This is a genomic window from Paenarthrobacter sp. 2TAF44 (assembly GCF_052114885.1).
Taxonomy (GTDB): domain Bacteria; phylum Actinomycetota; class Actinomycetes; order Actinomycetales; family Micrococcaceae; genus Arthrobacter.
Genome location: NZ_JBFRFP010000029.1, coordinates 38,665 through 57,971, shown reverse-complemented (window position 1 = coordinate 57,971; position 19,307 = coordinate 38,665). Strand labels below are relative to the sequence as shown.

At 62.4% G+C, this 19,307-nt stretch carries 14 protein-coding genes and 1 pseudogene; 10 read left to right on the top strand and 5 right to left on the bottom strand.

The window, feature by feature from the left end:
• Positions 1–123 (top strand): annotated as a pseudogene (locus AB4Z15_RS21755) (IS110 family transposase); the annotation flags it as partial.
• A 30-nt stretch (positions 124–153) separates the two neighbouring features.
• On the opposite strand, the gene AB4Z15_RS21750 reads toward AB4Z15_RS21755, so the two are convergent.
• Positions 154–1,182, bottom strand: a complete 1,029-nt coding sequence (locus tag AB4Z15_RS21750) for a LacI family DNA-binding transcriptional regulator (protein WP_442018909.1) — start codon at positions 1,180–1,182, stop codon at positions 154–156.
• Positions 1,183–1,360: 178 nt separating this feature from the next.
• Here AB4Z15_RS21750 and AB4Z15_RS21745 point away from each other — a divergent pair, with 178 nt between their 5' ends.
• Genes AB4Z15_RS21745 through AB4Z15_RS21725 form a run of 5 tightly spaced genes read left to right on the top strand, consistent with a single transcriptional unit; the run spans position 1,361 to position 7,295 of the window.
• Entirely contained in the window at positions 1,361–2,782 is a 1,422-nt protein-coding gene (locus AB4Z15_RS21745) for a Gfo/Idh/MocA family protein (RefSeq protein ID WP_442018908.1), read from the top strand.
• Between the two features lie 29 nt (positions 2,783–2,811).
• Positions 2,812–3,810 (top strand): NAD-dependent epimerase/dehydratase family protein, encoded by a 999-nt coding sequence (locus AB4Z15_RS21740; protein WP_442018907.1) that lies wholly within the window; start codon positions 2,812–2,814, stop codon positions 3,808–3,810.
• The gene (locus AB4Z15_RS21735) at positions 3,807–4,712 is read left to right on the top strand and encodes a 5-dehydro-4-deoxyglucarate dehydratase (RefSeq protein WP_442018906.1); all 906 of its coding nucleotides are present in this window, start codon (positions 3,807–3,809) and stop codon (positions 4,710–4,712) included. The genes AB4Z15_RS21740 and AB4Z15_RS21735 overlap by 4 nt, the downstream gene beginning before the upstream one ends.
• The gene (locus AB4Z15_RS21730) at positions 4,712–5,863 is read left to right on the top strand and encodes a mandelate racemase/muconate lactonizing enzyme family protein (RefSeq protein ID WP_442018905.1); all 1,152 of its coding nucleotides are present in this window, start codon (positions 4,712–4,714) and stop codon (positions 5,861–5,863) included. Before AB4Z15_RS21735 ends, AB4Z15_RS21730 begins: the two co-directional genes overlap by 1 nt.
• Positions 5,844–7,295: an aldehyde dehydrogenase (NADP(+)) gene (locus tag AB4Z15_RS21725; RefSeq protein WP_442018904.1), complete on the top strand. Its 1,452-nt coding sequence runs from the start codon at positions 5,844–5,846 to the stop codon at positions 7,293–7,295. The genes AB4Z15_RS21730 and AB4Z15_RS21725 overlap by 20 nt, the downstream gene beginning before the upstream one ends.
• Positions 7,296–7,392: 97 nt before the next feature.
• Here the strand turns inward: AB4Z15_RS21725 and AB4Z15_RS21720 are convergent, their stop codons facing one another.
• Genes AB4Z15_RS21720 through AB4Z15_RS21710 form a run of 3 tightly spaced genes read right to left on the bottom strand, consistent with a single transcriptional unit; the run spans position 7,393 to position 11,815 of the window.
• Positions 7,393–8,502, bottom strand: a complete 1,110-nt coding sequence (locus AB4Z15_RS21720) for a M24 family metallopeptidase (RefSeq protein WP_442018903.1) — start codon at positions 8,500–8,502, stop codon at positions 7,393–7,395.
• Positions 8,499–10,598, bottom strand: a complete 2,100-nt coding sequence (locus AB4Z15_RS21715; RefSeq protein WP_442018902.1) for a DUF6807 family protein — start codon at positions 10,596–10,598, stop codon at positions 8,499–8,501. Before AB4Z15_RS21715 ends, AB4Z15_RS21720 begins: the two co-directional genes overlap by 4 nt.
• Positions 10,595–11,815, bottom strand: a complete 1,221-nt coding sequence (locus tag AB4Z15_RS21710) for a dienelactone hydrolase family protein (RefSeq protein WP_442018901.1) — start codon at positions 11,813–11,815, stop codon at positions 10,595–10,597. Before AB4Z15_RS21710 ends, AB4Z15_RS21715 begins: the two co-directional genes overlap by 4 nt.
• Before the next feature lie 387 nt (positions 11,816–12,202).
• On the opposite strand from AB4Z15_RS21710, the gene AB4Z15_RS21705 reads away from it, so the two are divergent.
• The 3 genes from AB4Z15_RS21705 to AB4Z15_RS21695 all read left to right on the top strand — a co-directional run bounded on the left by AB4Z15_RS21705 (position 12,203) and on the right by AB4Z15_RS21695 (position 15,615).
• Complete coding sequence (locus AB4Z15_RS21705) at positions 12,203–13,147, top strand: carbohydrate ABC transporter permease (RefSeq protein ID WP_216926818.1); 945 nt, start codon at positions 12,203–12,205, stop codon at positions 13,145–13,147.
• Positions 13,140–14,072, top strand: coding sequence for a carbohydrate ABC transporter permease (locus tag AB4Z15_RS21700; RefSeq protein WP_442018900.1), 933 nt, complete (start codon positions 13,140–13,142; stop codon positions 14,070–14,072). The genes AB4Z15_RS21705 and AB4Z15_RS21700 overlap by 8 nt, the downstream gene beginning before the upstream one ends.
• Positions 14,073–14,226: 154 nt before the next feature.
• Entirely contained in the window at positions 14,227–15,615 is a 1,389-nt protein-coding gene (locus AB4Z15_RS21695) for an ABC transporter substrate-binding protein (protein ID WP_442018899.1), read from the top strand.
• Positions 15,616–15,708: 93 nt separating this feature from the next.
• On the opposite strand, the gene AB4Z15_RS21690 is transcribed toward AB4Z15_RS21695, so the two are convergent.
• The gene (locus tag AB4Z15_RS21690; RefSeq protein ID WP_442018913.1) at positions 15,709–17,688 is read right to left on the bottom strand and encodes a beta-galactosidase; all 1,980 of its coding nucleotides are present in this window, start codon (positions 17,686–17,688) and stop codon (positions 15,709–15,711) included.
• A gap of 289 nt (positions 17,689–17,977) precedes the next feature.
• Between AB4Z15_RS21690 and AB4Z15_RS21685 the strand changes: the two genes are divergently transcribed.
• Positions 17,978–19,264 carry an ABC transporter substrate-binding protein gene (locus AB4Z15_RS21685; RefSeq protein WP_442018898.1) on the top strand — a complete coding sequence of 429 codons (1,287 nt, stop codon included), beginning with the start codon at positions 17,978–17,980 and terminating at the stop codon, positions 19,262–19,264.
• Positions 19,265–19,307: the final 43 nt, after the last annotated feature.

Sequence of the window (19,307 nt, the reverse complement as noted above, 5' to 3'; positions counted from 1 at the left end):
GTGCGCAAACGCCAAGCCGAGGGACGAACCACAAAGGAGATCCGCCGGTGCGTGAAACGCTACCTCGCCCGGCGGATCTACCGAACCCTCAACGCCCCAAACCCCGGCCCTTGCCACGCTTGACAACCATAGAAGGATCCCCGCGTTGCATTTCTAGGCGGGCTTCAAGGCCGGCGCCGCGGTGCTCTTGCGGATTTCCATCCGCGGCGAGAACTCATCCTGGGCTTGCGTGGTGGATTCTCCGGCTTGCTGGATCTGCTCCCGCATCCGCCGCCACGCCAGGCTCCCAAGTTCATTGATGGGAACGGCGGCCGTGGTCAGCGGGGGAGTGGTGTACTTGGCGAACGGGATGTCATCGAACCCCGTTACCGAGATGTCCTCCGGAACCCGCACTCCCCGCTCGTGGAGGCCGCTGAGCAAACCCATGGCGACGAGGTCATTGAAGGCCAGGATGCCCGTTGCGCCACTGGCGATGATGGCCTCGGTGGATTCATGTCCGGAGTCGAAGTTGGACCCGCCGTGGAGCATTTGGAGTTCAATCTCCGGGTGCTCTTTCCGGAATTTTTCCAGGCCCACCAAGCGCTGGCGGTTGGATGCGCTGTGCTCCGGGCCGGAGAGGAAGGCGAGCCGCCGGTGACCCAGGCCCACCAGGTGCTGGGCGAGTTCCTGGATGCCTTGGCCGTAGTCCACGCTGAGGCTTGGAGTGTTGGTGGCCACGGTGGTGCGGTTGATGAGTACCAGCGGATGCAGGGTGGGTGCGAGCTCTTCGAGTTCGGCATCGCCCATACGGGGTGCGCAAAGCACCACGCCATCACAGCGGCGGCGGGCTTCTCCGGCAAGGATTGCTTCCTCGCTGGTGACTTCGGAGGAATCTGCGATCAGAACGCGGTACCCGTCCTGGGCTGCCGCAATGCTTAGTCCGCGGAGAATGGCCTGGAATGTGGGGTTGGCCAGGTCCGGGACAACAATGCCGATGGTGTCGGTCTTGCCCAAGGCCAGGCTTCGTCCGACGGGGTTGGGTTGATATTTGAGTTCGGCCGCTGCAGCCCTGACGCGGGCGGCGATGCCGGGATCCACGGCGGCGTTACCGTTCATGACGCGGGACACTGTGGCGTGCGAGACGCCTGCTTTCTCCGCGACATCGGCTATGCCAACCCGCCGATTGGTGTTCCTCCGTGCCATGTTGCCCCTTCCGGTTGGCAGTCCGCGTGCTGCCCCTGCGTTGGGGCAATGGTTGACGGAACCGCCAGAGTCTTGATACAAAGCTTATAACGCTCTGAGAAAACGCTTTCTCATGATTCTTCCCAGTTCACGCCGGGCCGTCAAGCGGTTCACTCTGCCTTTTGAAAGGGGCATTTCCATGGTCAACGTCGACACCGCCGAGACCCATTCACCCGGGGCAGACACATCCGCATCAGCCACCGGAAACGCTGATCGTCATCGGACCCGCATGGCCCTTATCGGCACCGGCGGCCGTTCTGAAATGTACATTCGCGCGATCTATGGACAGCACGCTGACGTAGCTGAGCTCGTCGCGTTGTCGGACGTGAACCAGGGCCGCGTCGAGTTTTACCAGGAACTCATCAAGGAACTCGGCGGGACAGAGCCGGTGGCATACTTCGAGCCAGCTAAGCTGACCGAGTTTATCCAGGCCAACGGCATTGAACGCGTCATTGTCACGACGCCGGACTACACCCATGCGGACTACATCGTCGAAGCGCTCGAGGCGGGTGCCGACGTCGTGGTTGAAAAGCCCCTGACCATTGACGTTGAGGGCTGCCGCCGCATTACCGCTGCCGTGGCGGAAACCGGACGAAACGTCGTAGTCACCTTCAACTACCGTTACTCGCCGCGCAACACCGCGCTTAAGGAGATCATCCAGAACGGCGTGATCGGCAAGGTCACATCCATCGACTTCACGTGGGTGCTGGACACGGTGCACGGCGCGGATTATTTCCGCCGCTGGCACCGTGAGAAGAAGAACTCCGGTGGCCTGCTCATCCACAAGGCCTCGCACCACTTCGACCTCGTCAACTGGTGGATCAATGATGTCCCCGAGCGCGTTTTCGCCTCCGGTGGGCTCCGCTTCTACGGTGACAAGAATGCTGCCGAGCGCGGTCTGGGTGCCCGCCCCGAACGCGGCACCGTTGATGGCCTGGCGCGTGATCCGTTCCGCCTGGACATGCGGGAGGACGAACGGCTGAAGGCCCTGTACTACGACAACGAAAAGTTCGACGGCTACCTGCGGGACCAGGACGTCTTCACTGAAGGCATCACCATCGAGGACAACCTGGCCCTCGTGGTGGATTACCAGGGCGGCCCCACGCTCAGTTACTCGCTGAACGCCCACAGCCCGTGGGAAGGCTACCGGGTTAGCGTCAACGGTACGGAAGGCCGGGCCGAACTCGAGGTGGTTGAGCGCGCAGCGGTCCAGTTCAGCACTGACAAGAAGACCGTGGTGGACCCCAGTGCGACGCCTATCGAGGAAGAGGACGTCGTTCGGCTCAACGGTGAGCGCCTGGTGGTCCAGCGGCACTGGGAGGCTGCCTACGAGGTCCCGATCGTCAACGGCGAGGGAGGCCATGGAGGCGGCGACAACCTGCTGCTCTCAGACCTCTTCAATGGGCCCGGCGTGGACCCTCTGGGTCGACCCTCTGGGTACATCGATGGCCTCCGTTCCGTCTCAGTCGGCATCGCCGGCAACCAGTCCCTGGACACCGAACTCCCTGTCCGCATCAGCGAGCTTGGCCTCGGCGTCGATCTCAGCCGCGGCCAGGCCTAGCGGCCCGCCACTTACACAAGGACAACACCATGAGCAGGATTTTCGTCACCGGCGGTTCCGGCCGGCTTGGCCGCAGCGTCGTGGCCGGCCTCGCCCAGGCCGGCCACGAGGTGATCTCGGTTGATCGCGATGCCATCCCGGCCGAGCAACTGCCGGCCAATGCCGTGCAGTACACGGCAGACCTTATGGCCCCGGGAGAAGCGGAGCGGCTTTTCCGGGAAACAAACCCCGACGCCGTCATCCACCTCGCTGCTATCGCCGTACCTTTCAGCGCGCCTGAGGAAGTCATCTTCAGTACCAATACCCGGCTCGCCTACGCGGTGATCAGTGCAGCCACTGACGCCGGTATTCCCAAGATTATTACGGCAAGCAGCCCCACCGCCCTGGGCTACGGCTCACCCGCCGGTTGGCTGCCGCCGTCGTTCCCCTTGGACGAGCAGACGCCACCCAAGCCCTGGAATGCGTACGCATTTTCCAAGCTGATCGCCGAACAAACAGTGCAGATGTTTGCCGCGGCGCAAGGCAACAAAATCCGGTATGCGGCATTCCGGCCCTGCTTTGTCATCTCCCCGGAAGAGTGGCAAGGCGCGCCGACACAGCAGGGACACACCGTCCGCGAACGCCTTGCCGATCCGGGCCTGTCAGCCCCAGCGCTGTTCAACTACGTTGACGCCCGGGACGTAGCAGAATTCCTGGACGTCCTGTTGGAAAAGATGGACACCATCCCCAACGGGCAGGTGTTCTTCGTCGGAGCCAAGGATGCCTTGGCCACTTCCCCGCTCGCTGAGCTGTTCCCGCGTTTCCTGCCCGGCAGCGCTCCGCTCACCGAACACCTGACCGGCACCAGTCCGGCGTTCTCGGTAAGGAAAGCGCGTGAGCTACTTGGCTGGGAGCCCAAGCGCAGCTGGCGTACCGAACTCACGCCGCCCTACGAAGGCGCAGATTCAGCAGCATCAGACCAAGCACTACTCGACGACGAGAATCCTGCCGGCCTGGTCCCGGCGGGAGCAACCAAGGAGACACCATGAACTTCGACGGCGTACTGTTTTTCCCCGTCACACCCTTTGCCGAAGACGGCTCGGTGGACGTAGCACTCCTGAAGGAGCACATCACGTCACGCCTTCCTTTCGGCCCCGGAGGTGTGTTCCCAGCGTGCGGCACGGGTGAATTCCATGCCCTCTCCCTGGAGGAGATCCGGACAGTGGTGACTGCCGCCGTCGAAGCTGTTGCCGGAGCTGTCCCGGTAGTCGCTGGCGCAGGCGGCCCGCTGGGCCACGCCCTTGCTGCCGCCAAGGTTGCCGAGGAGGCAGGCGCTGACGCCTTGCTGGTTCTCCCGCCGTACCTCGTAACAGGGCCAACAGACGGCGTCGTTGCTTACGTCGAGGCCATCGCCGCGGCCAGTAGCCTGCCAGTGATCGTGTATCACCGGGGAACGGCGAAGTTCACTGCCGCAGCCATGACCCGCCTTACTGCGAACCCCAAAGTCATCGGCTTCAAGGATGGGATCGGGGACGTCGGCCTGGCGCAGGAAATCGTATCCGCCATCAACGCCAGCGGCCGAACCGACTTCGCACTCTTCAACGGACTCCTCACGGCAGAGCTGACACAGGGCGCCTACCGTGGCCTCGGGATCCCGCTCTATTCCTCTGCTGCCTTTGCCATGGCTCCGGAGATCGCAAAGGCCTATTACGACGCCTACGTCTCTGGTGATGAAGACCGCCGAAACGCACTCCTTGAGGGCTTCTACGCGCCCCTCGTGAGACTTCGGGACCAGACTCCCGGCTTCGGCGTTTCGCTCGTCAAGGCGGGCCTGCGCCTGGCCGGTTTGCCGGTAGGCCCTGTTCGCCCGCCGTTGGTCGACCCCACAGACGAACAACTGTTGGAGCTCAAATCGATCCTGGCCAAGGGCCACGAGCTGGCCGTCAGCTGATGACAGCGCGCATTACGGGGCTCACCACGCGGTTGATCACGGTTCCGCTGCTGCGCAGTTGGGGTGCTGAAGCGCCCGAGAACCATGTGATCGTCACCGAGCTGACCACTGACGACGGCGGCGTGGGCCATGGTTTCTCGTGGACACCTACTATTGGTCCCCAGGCAGTCAAAGCCCTCCTGGACCACGACATCGCCCCCTTCATCCTTGGCCTGGAGCCCAACCCCGAAACGGTGTGGGACCAGCTGTGGAAGCGTCTGCACGAGGCAGGTGGGGGAGGCCTGACCACTATCGCCATGGCCGGCGTGGACCTCGCGCTGTGGGACCTCAAGGCACGTCAGTCCGACACCTCCGTCACTGCACTTCTGGGTCAACGCCAGGAATCGGTGGACGTCTATGGCTCGGGCGTGAACCTGCACTACTCCTTGGAACAACTCGTGGAGCAGGCACAGCGTTGGGTTGCCGCTGGTCATAAGGCTGTGAAGATCAAGGTGGGAAAGCCTGAGCTACGCGAGGATGCTGAACGGGTTGCCGCAGTGCGGCAGGTCATCGGCCCGGACCGTCTGCTCATGATTGACGCCAACCAACGCTGGGACCTGGCCCACACCTTCCGTGCTTTGGACGTTTTGGGGGAGTACGGACTGGAGTGGCTGGAAGAACCAATCCGCGCTGACGATCTCTTGGCTTACCGGCGCCTGCGTAAACACTCTCCAGTGCCCATCGCGCTGGGTGAGAATGTCCACACCATCTACCGTTTCCGCGACTTCATCGAAGCCGAAGCCGTGGATATCATCCAACCCAACATTGTCCGCGTGGGCGGCATTACGCCATTCCGCAGGATCGTTGAGTTGGCCCGCGCCAACAGCATCAGGGTGGCTCCGCACCTGCTTCCGGAGCTCTCCGGGCAGTTGGCGCTCACCCTGGCGGAGGCCGTGAGCGTGGAAGAAGTGGAAGACGCTTCCTTTGAGCAGCTCGGCATCCTCGCTGAGCCCTCTCCCATCCGAATCCGCAACAGCAGGCTCTGCTCCGTAGGCCGTCCAGGCCTTGGCTTCGACTTTGCCGCGAATCCGACCGCACATGAGAGCTCCGTCCTTGAGAGCAGCTCCGACCCTGAGAGTAAAGGAAACCACATTGAGTACAGCAACTCTTGATTTGACCGCGGTGACGGCCGCTGCCGCCGCAGCCTTCAAGGTGACCGCCGCAGCGTCCGACGCCGAGCGCGCGGCCTGGCTGACCGCCGTCGCCGACGCCCTGGACGCCAACGTGACGGAACTGGTGTCCATAGCTGACTCCGAAACCAGCCTTGGTACGGTTCGGCTCACCGGAGAGGTAGCCCGGACCAGCGGCCAACTCCGGCTGTTCGCGAAGGTCGTCACGGAGGGCTCGTACTTGGAGGCCGTCATCGACCACGCGGATCCTGCCGCCACCCCGCCCAAGCCTGACCTGCGCCGCATCCTGCGTCCGATTGGACCGGTGGCCGTGTTCTCGGCGTCGAACTTCCCGTTCGCGTTCTCGGTGGCCGGTGGCGACACCGCATCGGCGCTCGCTGTCGGTTGCCCGGTGATCGTCAAAGCCCATTCCGGCCACCTCCGCTTGTCCCAGCGGACTGCCGAGATCGTGACCGAAGCCCTGGCCAGTGCCGGCGCTCCGGACGGAATCTTCGCCCTCGTGAGCGGACGCGAGGCAGGTACCGCCCTGGTGCAGGATCCCGCGATCAAGGCCGTGGGCTTCACCGGTTCCATCCCTGGCGGCCGCGCGCTGTTCGACCTCGCAACGTCCCGCCCGGAACCGATCCCCTTCTACGGCGAGCTGGGCAGCCTGAACCCGGTGGTTATCACTGATGCTGCCCTGGCCGACCGCGGCCACGAACTTGCGGCAGGCCTGGCTGGTTCCTTCACCCAGGGCGCGGGGCAGTTCTGCACCAAGCCCGGGCTCGTCTTTATCCCCGCTGGCACCGATTTCGCTGCCCGGGTGGCCGAGGCGAGCAAGGACAAGCCGACGGCGGCCATGCTCACCGAGCGGATCGCGGAGGCCTACCCTTACGGCTTGCGCAGTGTTGCGGAGCAGCCGGGTGTTTCGGTGGTGAGTGGCACTGTGGATCAGGACAGCCTGGCCGACGGCGCCGCGCCGGTGGTGTTCTCCACGAGCGCCGCCAACGTGCTGGAGCGTCCTGATGAGTTGTTGGAAGAGTGCTTCGGGCCCACCACGCTCCTCATTGAGTACGCCAATGACGAAGAGCTTTCCCAAGCCCTCGCCAAGGTTCCGGGCAGCCTCACCGGCACTGTCCATGCGCAGCCGGGTGAGGACGTTTCGGCGCTCGTGGAGCAGCTGAGTGAGCTCGTCGGCCGGGTCCTGTTTGATGGTTGGCCCACTGGCGTTGCCGTGAATTGGTCGCAGCAGCACGGAGGACCATACCCCGCCACCACATCGCTGTTCACATCCGTGGGCGCCACCGCGGTCCGCCGCTTCCAGCGTCCGGTGGCTTACCAGGACGCGCCGGACAACATCCTGCACCCGGCCCTGCGCGAGTCGAATCCGTTGGGCATCCCGCGCCGGGTGGACGGCGTACTGACACTGGGCTAACGCCCGCTAACTTACTTGGGTAAGGGCAGACGAAAGGGGCGGGGCCACCATCACGGTGACCCCGCCCCTTCGCGTTGATTCGGATTAGGTACAGGCGCTACGGGCGAAGCGTCAGAGGACGACGGCGGCCGTCCACTTCCGTGGTTGGCCAGCGGTCGTCAGTGGTCAGGACGCGCAGGCCGGAATCCGTGAGCAGCACGGTGTCTTCGATTTTCACGCCTGGCCCGGAGGGGTTCCACGTGAATGGCTGGTTGAGCACGATCCTGTCCGTAACGTCCGCAGTGACCCGCGGGTCACGGCCCGCATAGCCTGCAGGACCACCCTGGTGGTGCAGCGTCCACTGCTCGGGACCAAAACCGTGGCGCACATAGGCGTCCTGGATCTCGGCAAAGACCTCGTTGAGCTTGGTACCCGGCACGGTGGCCCGGAATACGTCCGCTTCAACTGCTGCGATGCGGGATTCGGCGTCGAGCTCCAGGTGAGTGCCGGCGTCGAACGCTACCCAACGGGTCACGTTGGCCACCAAGCCATGACGCCGGGCACACACTACTGCCATGGCCCTGCGGCCAATGGGGGAATGCGTGGCGAGTGGATGGCGGAAGTCGCTGCGTGAAGCACCATTGCAGAGCAGGACAAGCGGCTCTGCACCCACCGCCACAATCCGCGCGGCCAGCTCGGAGACGAGCTGAAACTCTGTGGTTTCCGGCGTTGCACCTGTGAGGACATCCGTCATGGCAGCTGCGGCATCGGCGGAGAGCTCGGCATAGCGGGCTGTCTCCGCGGGCAGGAGCTGCTGCCGGGCTGCGCGAAGTTCGGCGGTGACAGCGGCTTCCATCAGCGGGTTTCCATCGTCGGCCAGCCCAGCCGCAGAGGCCTGCAGTTGGCCGTGCCACGGAATACTGTGCAGGTTGACACCCTCCGGAAGCTCCTCTGCCTCAATGCGGCCGGCTTCGTTGTTGAACGTCACCAGGTGATCCCCGGTTCGATCCACCAGGAGGGCGGCAATGGGATCCCCTGCCAGACTGATATGGACCCGACTCCCGTCCAAGTACCAGGTGAGCGCCGTGTTGGTGGTGAGCAGAAGCGAGTCGCGACCCGAGCGGTCCAGGATGTCCATGATGCGGCGGCGTTTCACCGCTCGGTCGGCGACGTTGCCGGGCGCAGTGACGGCAGTCAGAGCCGGCGTTAATTGAGTCGGAGCGGTCATGCTGGGTCCCCCTGGGTTGAAATGAGCTGTTCAATGTCTTGAGTAGCCAGGAAGCCATCAGCGATAAGCACCCTGACTGTGCGATGTACAGGGCGATCGGGTTCTGCAGCCACCGGCGATTCCCACGCCAAGGACAGGCCGACACCCGGATAGCCCGAGTGCCGAACGAACCAGGGGTCCGGTGCTTGGGGGGATGCCAGGAAGACGAGCGTGGCCGGATGACCCAGGCCCGGATCGCCTGCAATATGACGGCTGCCCGTTCCGGCGTCGAAAGTTCCTGACCACGCCAGCCAGGGCGCGATGCTGCCATGGACGGCATCTTCACCGCGCGAATCAGGGGTCCAGATGGTCGCATCGCTGACCCTTGGCAGGCGCCAGAAGAAGCCGCCGTAACCGCCCTGCGCCCGTCCGTTGGAACCGGGGCTGCCCAGCAGCACCGGGCGTCCCGTGGCGGATTCGAGCCTGAAGTCCAGCGTCAGCTGCCAGACGGAATCCCCGACGGCGGCCCAGCGCCACCCGCGCTGTTCGCGGAGGACAGGGGTACCGTCAGGGCCCACCCAGCTCAACAGTTCGTGCCGCTCGCCATCCCTGTGGTCGGCGCTATCTCCGAGGTCGGCGCTATCCCTGTGCTCGGCAGACTCAAGGACCACGCGGCCGTGGTCCTTGCGCCAGACGTAAGCTCCGGCGTCGCGGGTGTAGGTCCGGCCACCCCAGAAATTGATACCGTCCACGTCCTGGATTGCGACCCCTGCTCCAAGGTGCCACACATGGTCCTCCGGGATGTGGTCACTTACGACCGTGCCGGCAAGGGTTCGGATGGGGTGGAGGTATGGGCGCGGAGAGGAAGTTGGCCGGATGTGGGAGCCGTCCAGGACGGTGGCGACGGCTGTGCCGTTGACCTTCAGTTCTGGCTGGGCTGATCCAGCGGTACTCGCCGCCCACGGCGCCCCGAGTTCCGCGAACGTGGCCTGGCCCAACGTAGCGCGTCGGATCCACGAGTCGATGCCCTGCACCACGGCATGGGCGTCGTCGCCGTCACCCAGCCATGTCACATGGTCTGGATGGATGAGCGTGGGTGCGTCCGAGGTTCGTACCGCTTCCAGCACGGACATGTAGGCGCCGGCTCCACTCAGGGGGCTGAGCAGATCTTGTTCGGTCCGTGCTGACAAGAGGTTTTCCAACAGGTCCGTCCGCCCGAAAGTCTCAGTCCGGATCCCGCTGGGAGTGGTGACCTCCACACTGTCTTCCGTGTAGGAAAGCGTGATCTGCCCGAGTGTGCCGTAGATGGTCACCGATGGCGCTGACTGGACGGGTGCGCACAACGTCAAGGCACAGGTCAGCACAGTGCCAGTCGTGGTCCGGACCCTGATCACGGAGGTGTCATCGCTCTCGGTGTCATTCGCACGGTATAGGTCGGTTTCGACCACTTCGACGTCGGCAAGGGTCCTGGCACCTGCGAGTCGCAGCCCAGTAGCGACAGCGTGTGCCAAGGCGTTCGTCGCCACGCCGTCCACCACATCCGTACCGTTCAGGCTTCGCTTACCGGCCCAGCGGGAGCGCTTGAAGTACCCCTTGGTCCGGAGCCATTGACCGGTGGCGCTGATGCCGCGGACCTCGCCGATTTCCCCCGAGGCCACAAACTTTTCAATGGCGGGAAGGGCGTGCGAACCAAGGCTCTGGAAACCGACTTGAACCAGCCGCCCGGCGCTCGCCGCCGCTGCAAGCACGCTTTCGTATTGCGCCATGGAAGCCACGGGAGGCTTTTCGAGGTAAACGTTGGCGCCTGCCCCGAGCGCCGTGAGCGCCAGCGGGGCGTGGGTTTGGATAGGGGTGGAAATGATGACGACGTCGGGGGCTCTTCCCGCAGCCAGCAGCTCCTCCAGGGAACTGTAGACGCCCACCTCAGGAGGCAACTGGTCCTGGGCCGGCGGCATTGGATCGGCAACAGCTACTAGTTCAAGCATTCCGGCAGAACCGAGCCGACGGAGGTTTTCAAGGTGCCTTTCGCCGAATCCGTGAACGCCAACGAGTGCTACCCGGGGCAGTTGGTTGGGAATGGCCACGTTGGTGCCGGCGGCCGTTGAGGGCGAAGTCATAGTGCTGTCCTAGCGGGATCAGTTGTGGGGAAACCAGGGGCTGCGTTGGCCTGGAGGTTGGAGGAGAGAAAAGCTGCCGCCTCTTCCTGCATGGCGGTGGAAAAAACATGGGGCTCGGGCCAAAAGCTGCCTGTGTACCGCCCAGCCGGCATCCGCTGCGAAAGGTGGGCATCGGCGTCGCGCATTCCTGCCTCTGGAAACAGTTCGTCGGCAAGTGCGTACTGGACCAGGACAGCTCCGGCAGTTGAACGCACCACCAGATCGGGCCAATCCCCCAGCTTTGACAGGCCAGGGGAGTGGAGCAACCAGGAATGGGCATCGAGGTACGAGGGCAGCAGGGACGCGAAGGTGGTCATCATGCACGTGACCACATAGCTGTGGATTAGGGGACTGAGCGCGGCGAGCACCATGGCCCGGCCGCCACCGCCTGAAAATCCGGTGCATCCAAGGCGTCCCGGATCGACGCCGGGGAGGGACGCCAGGATGCCTAGCGCCGCGAGGTCGTCATGCGCGACCGTTCCGGCGATGCTGCTGCCCAGGAGCGTCGCGGCTTTTGCCACAGTCTGTTCGTGGTCTGCCGCTGCTGCGTTGTAAAGATCCGCCGCGGAAGGTTCGACGCCGGCCTCCCGCCACAGTGCCTGCTGGCCGTTGACGGCCTGGGCCGTCCGCCAAGGCTCGGTTTCCAGGCCGAAGCCGCGACTGCCCCACATGAAGGCGTCGTGCGCCAGGACGGCGAAACCCTGCTGGGCAAGCCACGTAGCGAAGGACCGCCCACCGTAGAGCTTTTCCCGCAACTGGGCCGGCACGGGACCGAACCCGCTCCCCGTGGTGGCGTCGGCGTCGTTCTCTTCGTCTTGTGGAAGTAACACCAGCCGCCCCGCGCCATGGGATTTGATCCCACCGTGGCAGTGAAGAGCCAGTATCCCGGGCAGCGGGCCTATGGAGCCAGCCGGCCGCACGAACCAAGCCGAGGTTCTTGGCCCGAATCCAAGCTGCCACGACAGGCGGGAGGTGATGACGCCGTCGTGTTCGGTTACCGAGTCCACGCTGTATTCGGGAGCCGGGCCAATAGCTGGAACTCCGAGTGTGTCGGCAAGCTGCTGGGCACGTGGAGAGGCTGCCGCGAAGGGATGCCGGGCAACGTAAGCGGGCCAATCCTCGTAGCGCTCAAGAGCGCTGGGGCGGGTGGGCGCTACGGCCATGTCAGTAGTGGTCATGGCAGTCGCCGTGCTTGGGGAACAATGGTGTCCTGCCTTTTCGGTGCGGATGATGCGCGAAAGCGCACGCCGGACTTCTTGGTGTGTGTAAACGGGTCGCGTGTAAACGGGTCTGGGCGGTTTCGTCAGAAAACGCTTTCTCAAAAATTAGCAAAAGGCTGTACATGGGTCAAGAAAGCGTTTACTTTGGTACGGAGCCGCTGATTACCAGGACCTGTATCCCGGTGAGTCAAGGGGTACCGCCAAGAGAACGGCGGCGTCCCGGAAGGCAAGCATCAACCACACTCGTACTCCGTGGATGGCCACGATGACCAAAGGAGACCACATGGCCGCTTATGAACACACGGGGACGCCGAAAGGCGTTCGCGGTCAGGCAGGAGGGAAGCGATGAGCGCCATCGGCGAACTCTCCACAATGACCCGCCGCAAGGGGCCCATGACCAAGGAGGAGAAGAAAGCGAACGGCCGCGACAACAAGGCCGCCTATGTTTTCCTGCTTCCGTGGCTGATCGGCCTCGTGGTCATCACCGTGGGTCCGATGCTGATGTCGTTGTACCTGTCCTTCACGGACTACAACCTTCTGCAACCACCGCAATGGGTGGGAATCGACAACTTCGTCCGTATGTTCGGCGATGCCCGCCTGCATAATTCCTTGCGCGTCACCTTCACGTATGTGCTGGTAGGCGTGCCGCTCCAACTGGCTGTGGCCCTGGTGATCGCGCTGGTCCTGGACAAAGGGCTTCGTGGCCTTCCGTTCTACCGCTCCATCTTCTACTTGCCGTCGCTGCTGGGCGGATCTGTGGCTGTTGCGATTCTTTGGAAGCAGATCTTCGGCACCACCGGCCTTGTGAACCAGGTCCTCGCCATGATCGGCATCCAGGGGCCTGGCTGGATCTCGGATCCCAACACGGCGCTCGGCTCCATCATCCTGCTGCACGTCTGGACGTTCGGCAGCCCCATGATCATCTTCCTGGCGGGCCTGCGCCAGATCCCGAACATGTACTACGAGGCCGCCGAAGTTGACGGCGCCACCACCTTGCAGAAGTTCTGGCGGATCACGCTGCCGATGCTGAGCCCCATCATCTTCTTCAACCTGGTGCTGCAAATCATTGGTTCGTTCCAGTCATTCACGCAGGCGTTTATCGTCTCTGGCGGCAACGGCGGACCGTCCGACTCCACCATGTTCTTCACGCTGTACCTGTACCAGAAGGGCTTCGGTCAGTTCGATATGGGCTACGCCTCCGCGATGGCCTGGTTCCTGCTGGTCATTATCGGCGCCTTCACTGCCATCAACTTCATCGCTTCAAAGTATTGGGTGTTCTACGATGACTAAAATCCAGACCCTCCCCGCCGCCGCTGAGGGCCAAAGCAGCAAGACCAGCAAAAGCCCGCGCCGCCGTGAATCGCCAGGAAGCCTGGCTTTCAGCCGGAACGCCCGCATCAAGGGACTCATCAAGCACGCCATCTTGATCCTCGTTGGCGGGATCATGATCTACCCGCTGCTGTGGATGGTTGTTTCCTCGCTGCGGCCCAATGACCTCATCTTCCGCGAACCCGGCCTTTGGCTGAACAACCTGGAAATGAGCAACTACACCGATGGTTGGTCTGCGCTGACGCACCCCTTCGGGCATTACATGATCAACTCCGCCATCGTCGTACTCGGCTCGATCCTCGGAAACCTGATCTCGTGCTCCATGGCCGCCTATGCCTTCGCCCGGCTGCAGTTCAGTGGCAAAAAGCTGTTCTTCGGAATTATGCTGCTGACCATCATGCTGCCGTTCCATGTTGTGATCGTGCCGCAGTACATCCTGTTTTCGCAGATCGGCTGGGTGAACACCTTCTGGCCACTCATCGTGCCGAAGCTCCTGGCCACGGACGCGTTCTTTGTATTCCTCATGGTCCAGTTCATCCGTGGCATTCCGAAGGAATTGGATGAGGCTGCCCGCATTGACGGCGCCGGCCACCCGAGGATTTTCCTCCGTGTCATTCTGCCTTTGATGGTTCCGGCCCTCGCCACCACCACGATCTTCACTTTCATCTGGACGTGGAACGACTTCTTCGGTGCACTTATCTACCTCACTGATCCGGACATGTTTACGGTCCCCGTAGCGCTTCGCGCTTTCGTTGATTCGCAGTCCGCCACCAGTTGGGGATCGCTCTTCGCGATGTCCATCGTGTCCCTGTTCCCTGTGTTCCTTGTCTTCCTGTTCGGCCAGCGGTTCCTCATCAAAGGCATCGCAACCACCGGCATCAAATAGGACGTCGACGTACTGAGTGGAAGTCCAGGGCTTTTCGCCCGGCAAGTAATACAAGCTGGGATCTTGTCATACAAGATTGTGACTTGTAGCATAAAACCCACGCAAGAAAACGCTTTCTCATTCGCATCAAGATCAAAGAGGATCGGAGACAACAGTGCCGGTATTTCCAAAGGGTGAAGGAATCGCCCCTGCAGGTGCTTCCGCAGGTTCTTCCAAAGCCCACGCATCGGAACCCAAGGCCAAGCGGTCCAAGCGGCGGCTTCGCGCCTCCGCAATCATCGCTGCCACAGCTGCAGCCGTTCTGGCGCTCAGCGCTTGTGGCAGCGGAGCAGAACAAAAGAGTGCCGACGGCAAGGTGGAACTCCGCTTTTCCTGGTGGGGCGGCGACAAGCGTGCGCAATTGACGCAGCAAGCCATCGCGGCTTTTGAAGCCGAGAATCCCAACATCAAGATCAAGGCCGAGTATGGCGACTGGAGTGGCTACTGGGACAAGCTGGCCACCCAGGTTGCTGCCAACGATGCTCCGGATATCATCCAGATGGACGAAAAGTACATCACCGAGTACTCCACTCGTGGAGCCCTCCTGGATCTGTCCAAGTACAAGATCGACACGTCCAAGCTGGACGAAGCCGCGCTGAATGCTGGCAAGGGTTCCAAGGGACTCACTGGTATTGCAGCAGGCATCAACGCTGCCACCATCCTCGCGAACCCGGCTGTTTTCAAGGCTGCGGGCGTCGCTCTTCCGGACGACAAGACCTGGACGTGGGAAGACTTCGAGCGCATTGCCGCGGAGGTCACGGCCAACTCTCCCAAGGGAACCTACGGGGCTGCTGCGTACGGTACCGATGAGGCGTCCCTGGGTGTGTGGCTGCGTCAGAACGGCATGTCACTCTATACCCAGGACGGCAAGCTTGGTTTCGAGCCCTCGGACGTCGCAGGCTACTGGGACTTCCTGAAGGAACTCAGCGAGAAAAAGGCTGTTCCGTCGGCATCGGAAATAGTTGAGGCCGAGGCTGCTCCATTGGATCAGAGTGGACTCGCTACGGGTAAGAACGGCATGGCTTTCTGGTGGTCCAACCAGTTGCCGGCGCTCGAGAAAGCTGCGGGCGGCGAACTGCAGATCCTTCGTTTCCCCTCCAGGACGGGCAAGGCCGCTGATACGAAGCTTTGGTACAAGGCTTCCCAGTTCTGGTCAGCATCCTCCAGGACCAAGCACCCTGAAGAGACGGCCAAGTTCATCGACTTCCTGACGAACAACGTCAAGGCTGGCGAAATTCTGCTGGCTGACCGCGGCGTTTACCCCAACTCGGACGTCCGCGATGCAATCGCTCCCAAACTGGCGACGGCGGACACCAAGGTGGTCAACTTCATCAGTGAGATCCAGCCCGAGCTCGGTGAAGCCCCGGCCGCACCGCCCAAGGGTGCAGGTGCCATCCAGGAAATCATCAAGCGCTACTCCTCGGAAGTCCTGTTCAACAGGCTCTCCACGGAGGAAGCCGGTAAGAAGGCCGTGGACGAGATGAAGTCCGCGATCGGAGCCTAGCTTCCGGCATCAACGCATCAAAGAACCGCGTCCCGGGCGAATCCTTCGTGATCCGCCCGGGCGCGGTTTTTGCTTTGGCGCTATCTGCTTCGGTTAGTCCTCTGCGATAACTGCCACTGCTCCGGCGGGGACCACGCCGCCGAAGCGTGCTCCGCTTAGCAGTTCGTCGCCGTCGGCCTTCACCGTCACGTCATCCCGAGTGTGGTTGATGGCGAAGAGGAAACTACTGCCGTCCGCGGATCGCCGTCGGACGAGTTCGACGCCGGCAGAAGCCTGTGCAACGGACGTCACCCCAGACTCCTCCAAAAGTCGGGCAGTCAGTGAATCGATGCCGTCGGCGTCGGGGAGTGTGGCGAGGTACCAAGCCGCCCCCGTGCCGGTGGATCTGCGCGTGAGGGCAGGGACGCCGTCGAGCGGGTAGTCCGTAAAGGTTGCCAGAACTTCGGCCGGCCCAGACTCAGTCACGTGAACGTGCTCGCTCCACAAGGAACCAACTGTTCCATCGCTGAGTGTGAGTGTGCTGCCCGGGAAAAGCGGGTGGAATTCCTCGGTTCGGATACCCAGCAATTCGCGGAAAGCACCCGGGTAGCCACCCAACCGAACGTGGTCCAGCTCATCCACGATGCCGCTGAAGTAGCTGATGAGGACCGTTGCACCACGCTCTGCTGCGGCAGCGATCGAGGCGGCGGCAGCGTCCGTCACGGCGTAGAGGGTGCAGACCAGAATGAGATCGTAGCCGGAGAGGTCGTCGGAGGGGTGGACGAAGTCCGCAGTGACGCCACGCAGGTAGAGGGAACGGTGGAAGGCGCGCATGGTTTCCAGGTACTTCACGTCGTGGCTTGGGTGCGAATCCAGCTCGGAGGCCCACCATGCTTCGTAATCAAAGACGAAAGCAACCCGCGATTCCACACGGGAACCCTTCACGGATTCCACCTTGGACAGGGCATCGCCGAGCTCCACCACGTTGCGCCAGACCTGTGTGTCCCGTCCGCCGTGCGGAACCATGGCCGAGTGGAATTTTTCAGATCCGGCCTTGCTTTGGCGCCACTGAAAGAACATGACGGCGTCGGCGCCGCGGGCCACATGCGTCAGGGAGTTGCGGAGCATTTCCCCGGGCATTTTTGGCTGGTTATGGGGCTGCCAGTTGACCGCAGACGTGGAATGTTCCATCAGGATCCACGGCTCGCCGCCGGCCACGCCGCGCGTGAGGTCCGCGCTGAAGGCAAGTTCGATCTCCCGTTCAGGATCGGCAGCCACCAGGTAATGGTCGTTCGCGATCACATCCATGTCCTTGGACCAATCGAAGTAGTCCAGGGTTTTGGTGGCGCTGGAAACCATGAAGTTAGTGGTGGCGGGGATGTTCGGCGTGACCTCGCGGATAACCGCCAGCAGGGCGCGGTAGTAATCGATGAACGCCCATGAATTGAAGCGTGCAAAGTCCAACTGCTGCCCGGGGTTAAGCGTGGTGGGGGCGGCTCCGGGCGGGATGATTTCCTCGAATGAAGCGTAGTGCTGGGACCAGAAAGCCGTTCCCCAAGCCTCGTTGAGTGCCTCAATGGATCCGTACCGGCGCTCAAGCCAGGCCCGGAATGCGGCCGCGTCCTCTTCTCCGTAGAACTCGCCAACATGGCAGCCGAGCTCGTTGTCCACGTGCCACAGTGCCAGCGCCGGGTGGTTCCGGTAGCGTTCGGCGATGACCCGCGTCATGGTGGTTGCGTACCTGCGGTACACCGAGGACGACGGCGTGTAGTGGCGCCGCGAGCCGCGTTCCAGCCTTGTTCCTTCCGCTGTCACCGGCAGGATTTCCGGGTGTTTCCTGGCCAGCCAGGCGGGCGGTGATGCCGTAGCCGTAGCCAGTGCCACCTTGATGCCCGCTTCCTGGAGGTTGTCCATGACGTCGTCCAGCCAGTCGAAATCGTACTGGCCTTCCACGGGTTCCAGCAGGCCCCAGGAGAAGATGGCGACGCTCAGGAAATTGACCCCCGCCTCCTTCATGAGCTCGATGTCTTCACGGCGGACGTCTTCCGGCCATTGCTCAGGGTTGTAGTCGCCGCCGTAGGCGAGGCCGTTGATGCTGTTCCATACAGAGGGCGCTCCGGAGGGGCTTTCGGATGGGCTTTCGGATGGGCGCTTGGATGCGTCTCGGGAAAGTTCAGGGGAGGGCAAAGTGACTCCTTTGTCAGGTTCGGCAGTGCGGGATAACTCTGGAGCTTGACTGTTATCAGGTTAGGCGAGGATCTTGGAAAACGCTTGCCCAGATCCTCGATAGGGGATATTGTATCGATTCAGAACGAGTGTAAGCGCCGTCACTCTCCCTGGTGGGGAACCGAAAGGCTTGCACCAACTGAGCAAGGAGGCTCTCATGATCAATAGAAGGAATTTCCTCACCACGGTTGCCCTTGGCACTGCATCTGCGGCATTCCTGTCCGCCTGCGGCCAGTCTTCGTCGTCCGGCAAGGCGGGTTCAGCCGAGAACCCTGTGACCATCACGTACACCTGGTGGGGCAACGACGACCGTGCCGAGCGCACCCGCAAGGCGATTGCACTCTTCGAGTCCAAGAATCCGGATGTCAAGGTCAACGGAAACTTCACTGACTTCGCTGGATACTGGCAGAAGCGAGCCACGGAAGCCGCTGGTGGTGGTTTGCCGGACGTCATGCAGTGGGACTTGTCCTACCTGCGCGACTACGGCCAGCGGAACCAGCTGCTGGACCTGGGCACCGTAAAAATCAACACCGATGCCTTCGATAAGTCCCTCCTGCCTTCGGGCCAGATCCGCGGCAAGACCTACGGCATACCCACCAGCACCAATGCATTCGCTGTCTACTACGATCCCGCCAAGCTCAAGGCCATGGGCATCGCTGAGCCTGACGGAACGTGGAACTACAAGGAGTTCAACTCTTTCCTTGCTGAGGTGGGCCAGAAGGGCAACGGAACGTTGTTTGGCGGCACCGACTACACCGGTGTTTGGTGGATGTTCAACATCTGGTTGCGCCAAAACAACATTCAGGCCTTCACGGATGAAGGCAAGCTGGGCTTCTCCAAGGACGACCTGAAGAAGTGGTGGAACACCACCGCCCAGCTTCGCGGAACCCCGGCGATCGTTGGCGAAGACAAGACGACGCAGCTGCTGCCGAAGTCCCCGTTCGGCTCAAACGTCACTGCCACGGAAGTCACGTGGGACAACTTCATGGCCGGTTACCTCGGCGATAGCGGCGCCAAGGAACTCAAGCTGGTGCCGGTTCCTTCCGATAACTCGGACAACCTGGGACTCTTTCTCAAGCCCTCAATGCTGATGGTGGCCAGCGCCAAGACCAAGTACAAGGATGCTGCTGCCCGTTTCATCGACTTCATGGTCAACGATCCCGAGGTAGGCCAGATCTTCAAGACCTCCCGTGGTGTTCCGGCATCCAAGACCCAGCGCGACGGAACCACCTTTGAAGGCACAGACAAGCTGGTTGTGGACTACGAAAAGTCCATCGAAAAGTACCTCAAGGATGCTCCGGAGCCGCCCATCGTCGGTTTCGGCACGCTTGAATCCTCTTTCAAGCGCGTCAGCTCTGACCTCAATTACGGCAAACTCACCATCGACGGCGCCGCAGACGCGTGGTTCAAAGAAGCCGAAGACCTCATCAAGCAGAATGCCTGAGCAGACATTCGTGTCTGATCCAGGCGTTCCAACCGACGGACTG

Bases quoted from the DNA above. Each gene is read 5' to 3' on its own strand.
- AB4Z15_RS21750 (WP_442018909.1), bottom strand. From the start codon at position 1,182: ATGGCACGGAGGAACACCAATCGGCGGGTTGGCATAGCCGATGTCGCG.
- AB4Z15_RS21745 (WP_442018908.1), top strand. From the start codon at position 1,361: ATGGTCAACGTCGACACCGCCGAGACCCATTCACCCGGGGCAGACACA.
- AB4Z15_RS21740 (WP_442018907.1), top strand. From the start codon at position 2,812: ATGAGCAGGATTTTCGTCACCGGCGGTTCCGGCCGGCTTGGCCGCAGC.
- AB4Z15_RS21735 (WP_442018906.1), top strand. From the start codon at position 3,807: ATGAACTTCGACGGCGTACTGTTTTTCCCCGTCACACCCTTTGCCGAA.
- AB4Z15_RS21730 (WP_442018905.1), top strand. From the start codon at position 4,712: ATGACAGCGCGCATTACGGGGCTCACCACGCGGTTGATCACGGTTCCG.
- AB4Z15_RS21720 (WP_442018903.1), bottom strand. From the start codon at position 8,502: ATGACCGCTCCGACTCAATTAACGCCGGCTCTGACTGCCGTCACTGCG.
- AB4Z15_RS21715 (WP_442018902.1), bottom strand. From the start codon at position 10,598: ATGACTTCGCCCTCAACGGCCGCCGGCACCAACGTGGCCATTCCCAAC.
- AB4Z15_RS21710 (WP_442018901.1), bottom strand. From the start codon at position 11,815: ATGACCACTACTGACATGGCCGTAGCGCCCACCCGCCCCAGCGCTCTT.
- AB4Z15_RS21705 (WP_216926818.1), top strand. From the start codon at position 12,203: ATGAGCGCCATCGGCGAACTCTCCACAATGACCCGCCGCAAGGGGCCC.
- AB4Z15_RS21700 (WP_442018900.1), top strand. From the start codon at position 13,140: ATGACTAAAATCCAGACCCTCCCCGCCGCCGCTGAGGGCCAAAGCAGC.
- AB4Z15_RS21685 (WP_442018898.1), top strand. From the start codon at position 17,978: ATGATCAATAGAAGGAATTTCCTCACCACGGTTGCCCTTGGCACTGCA.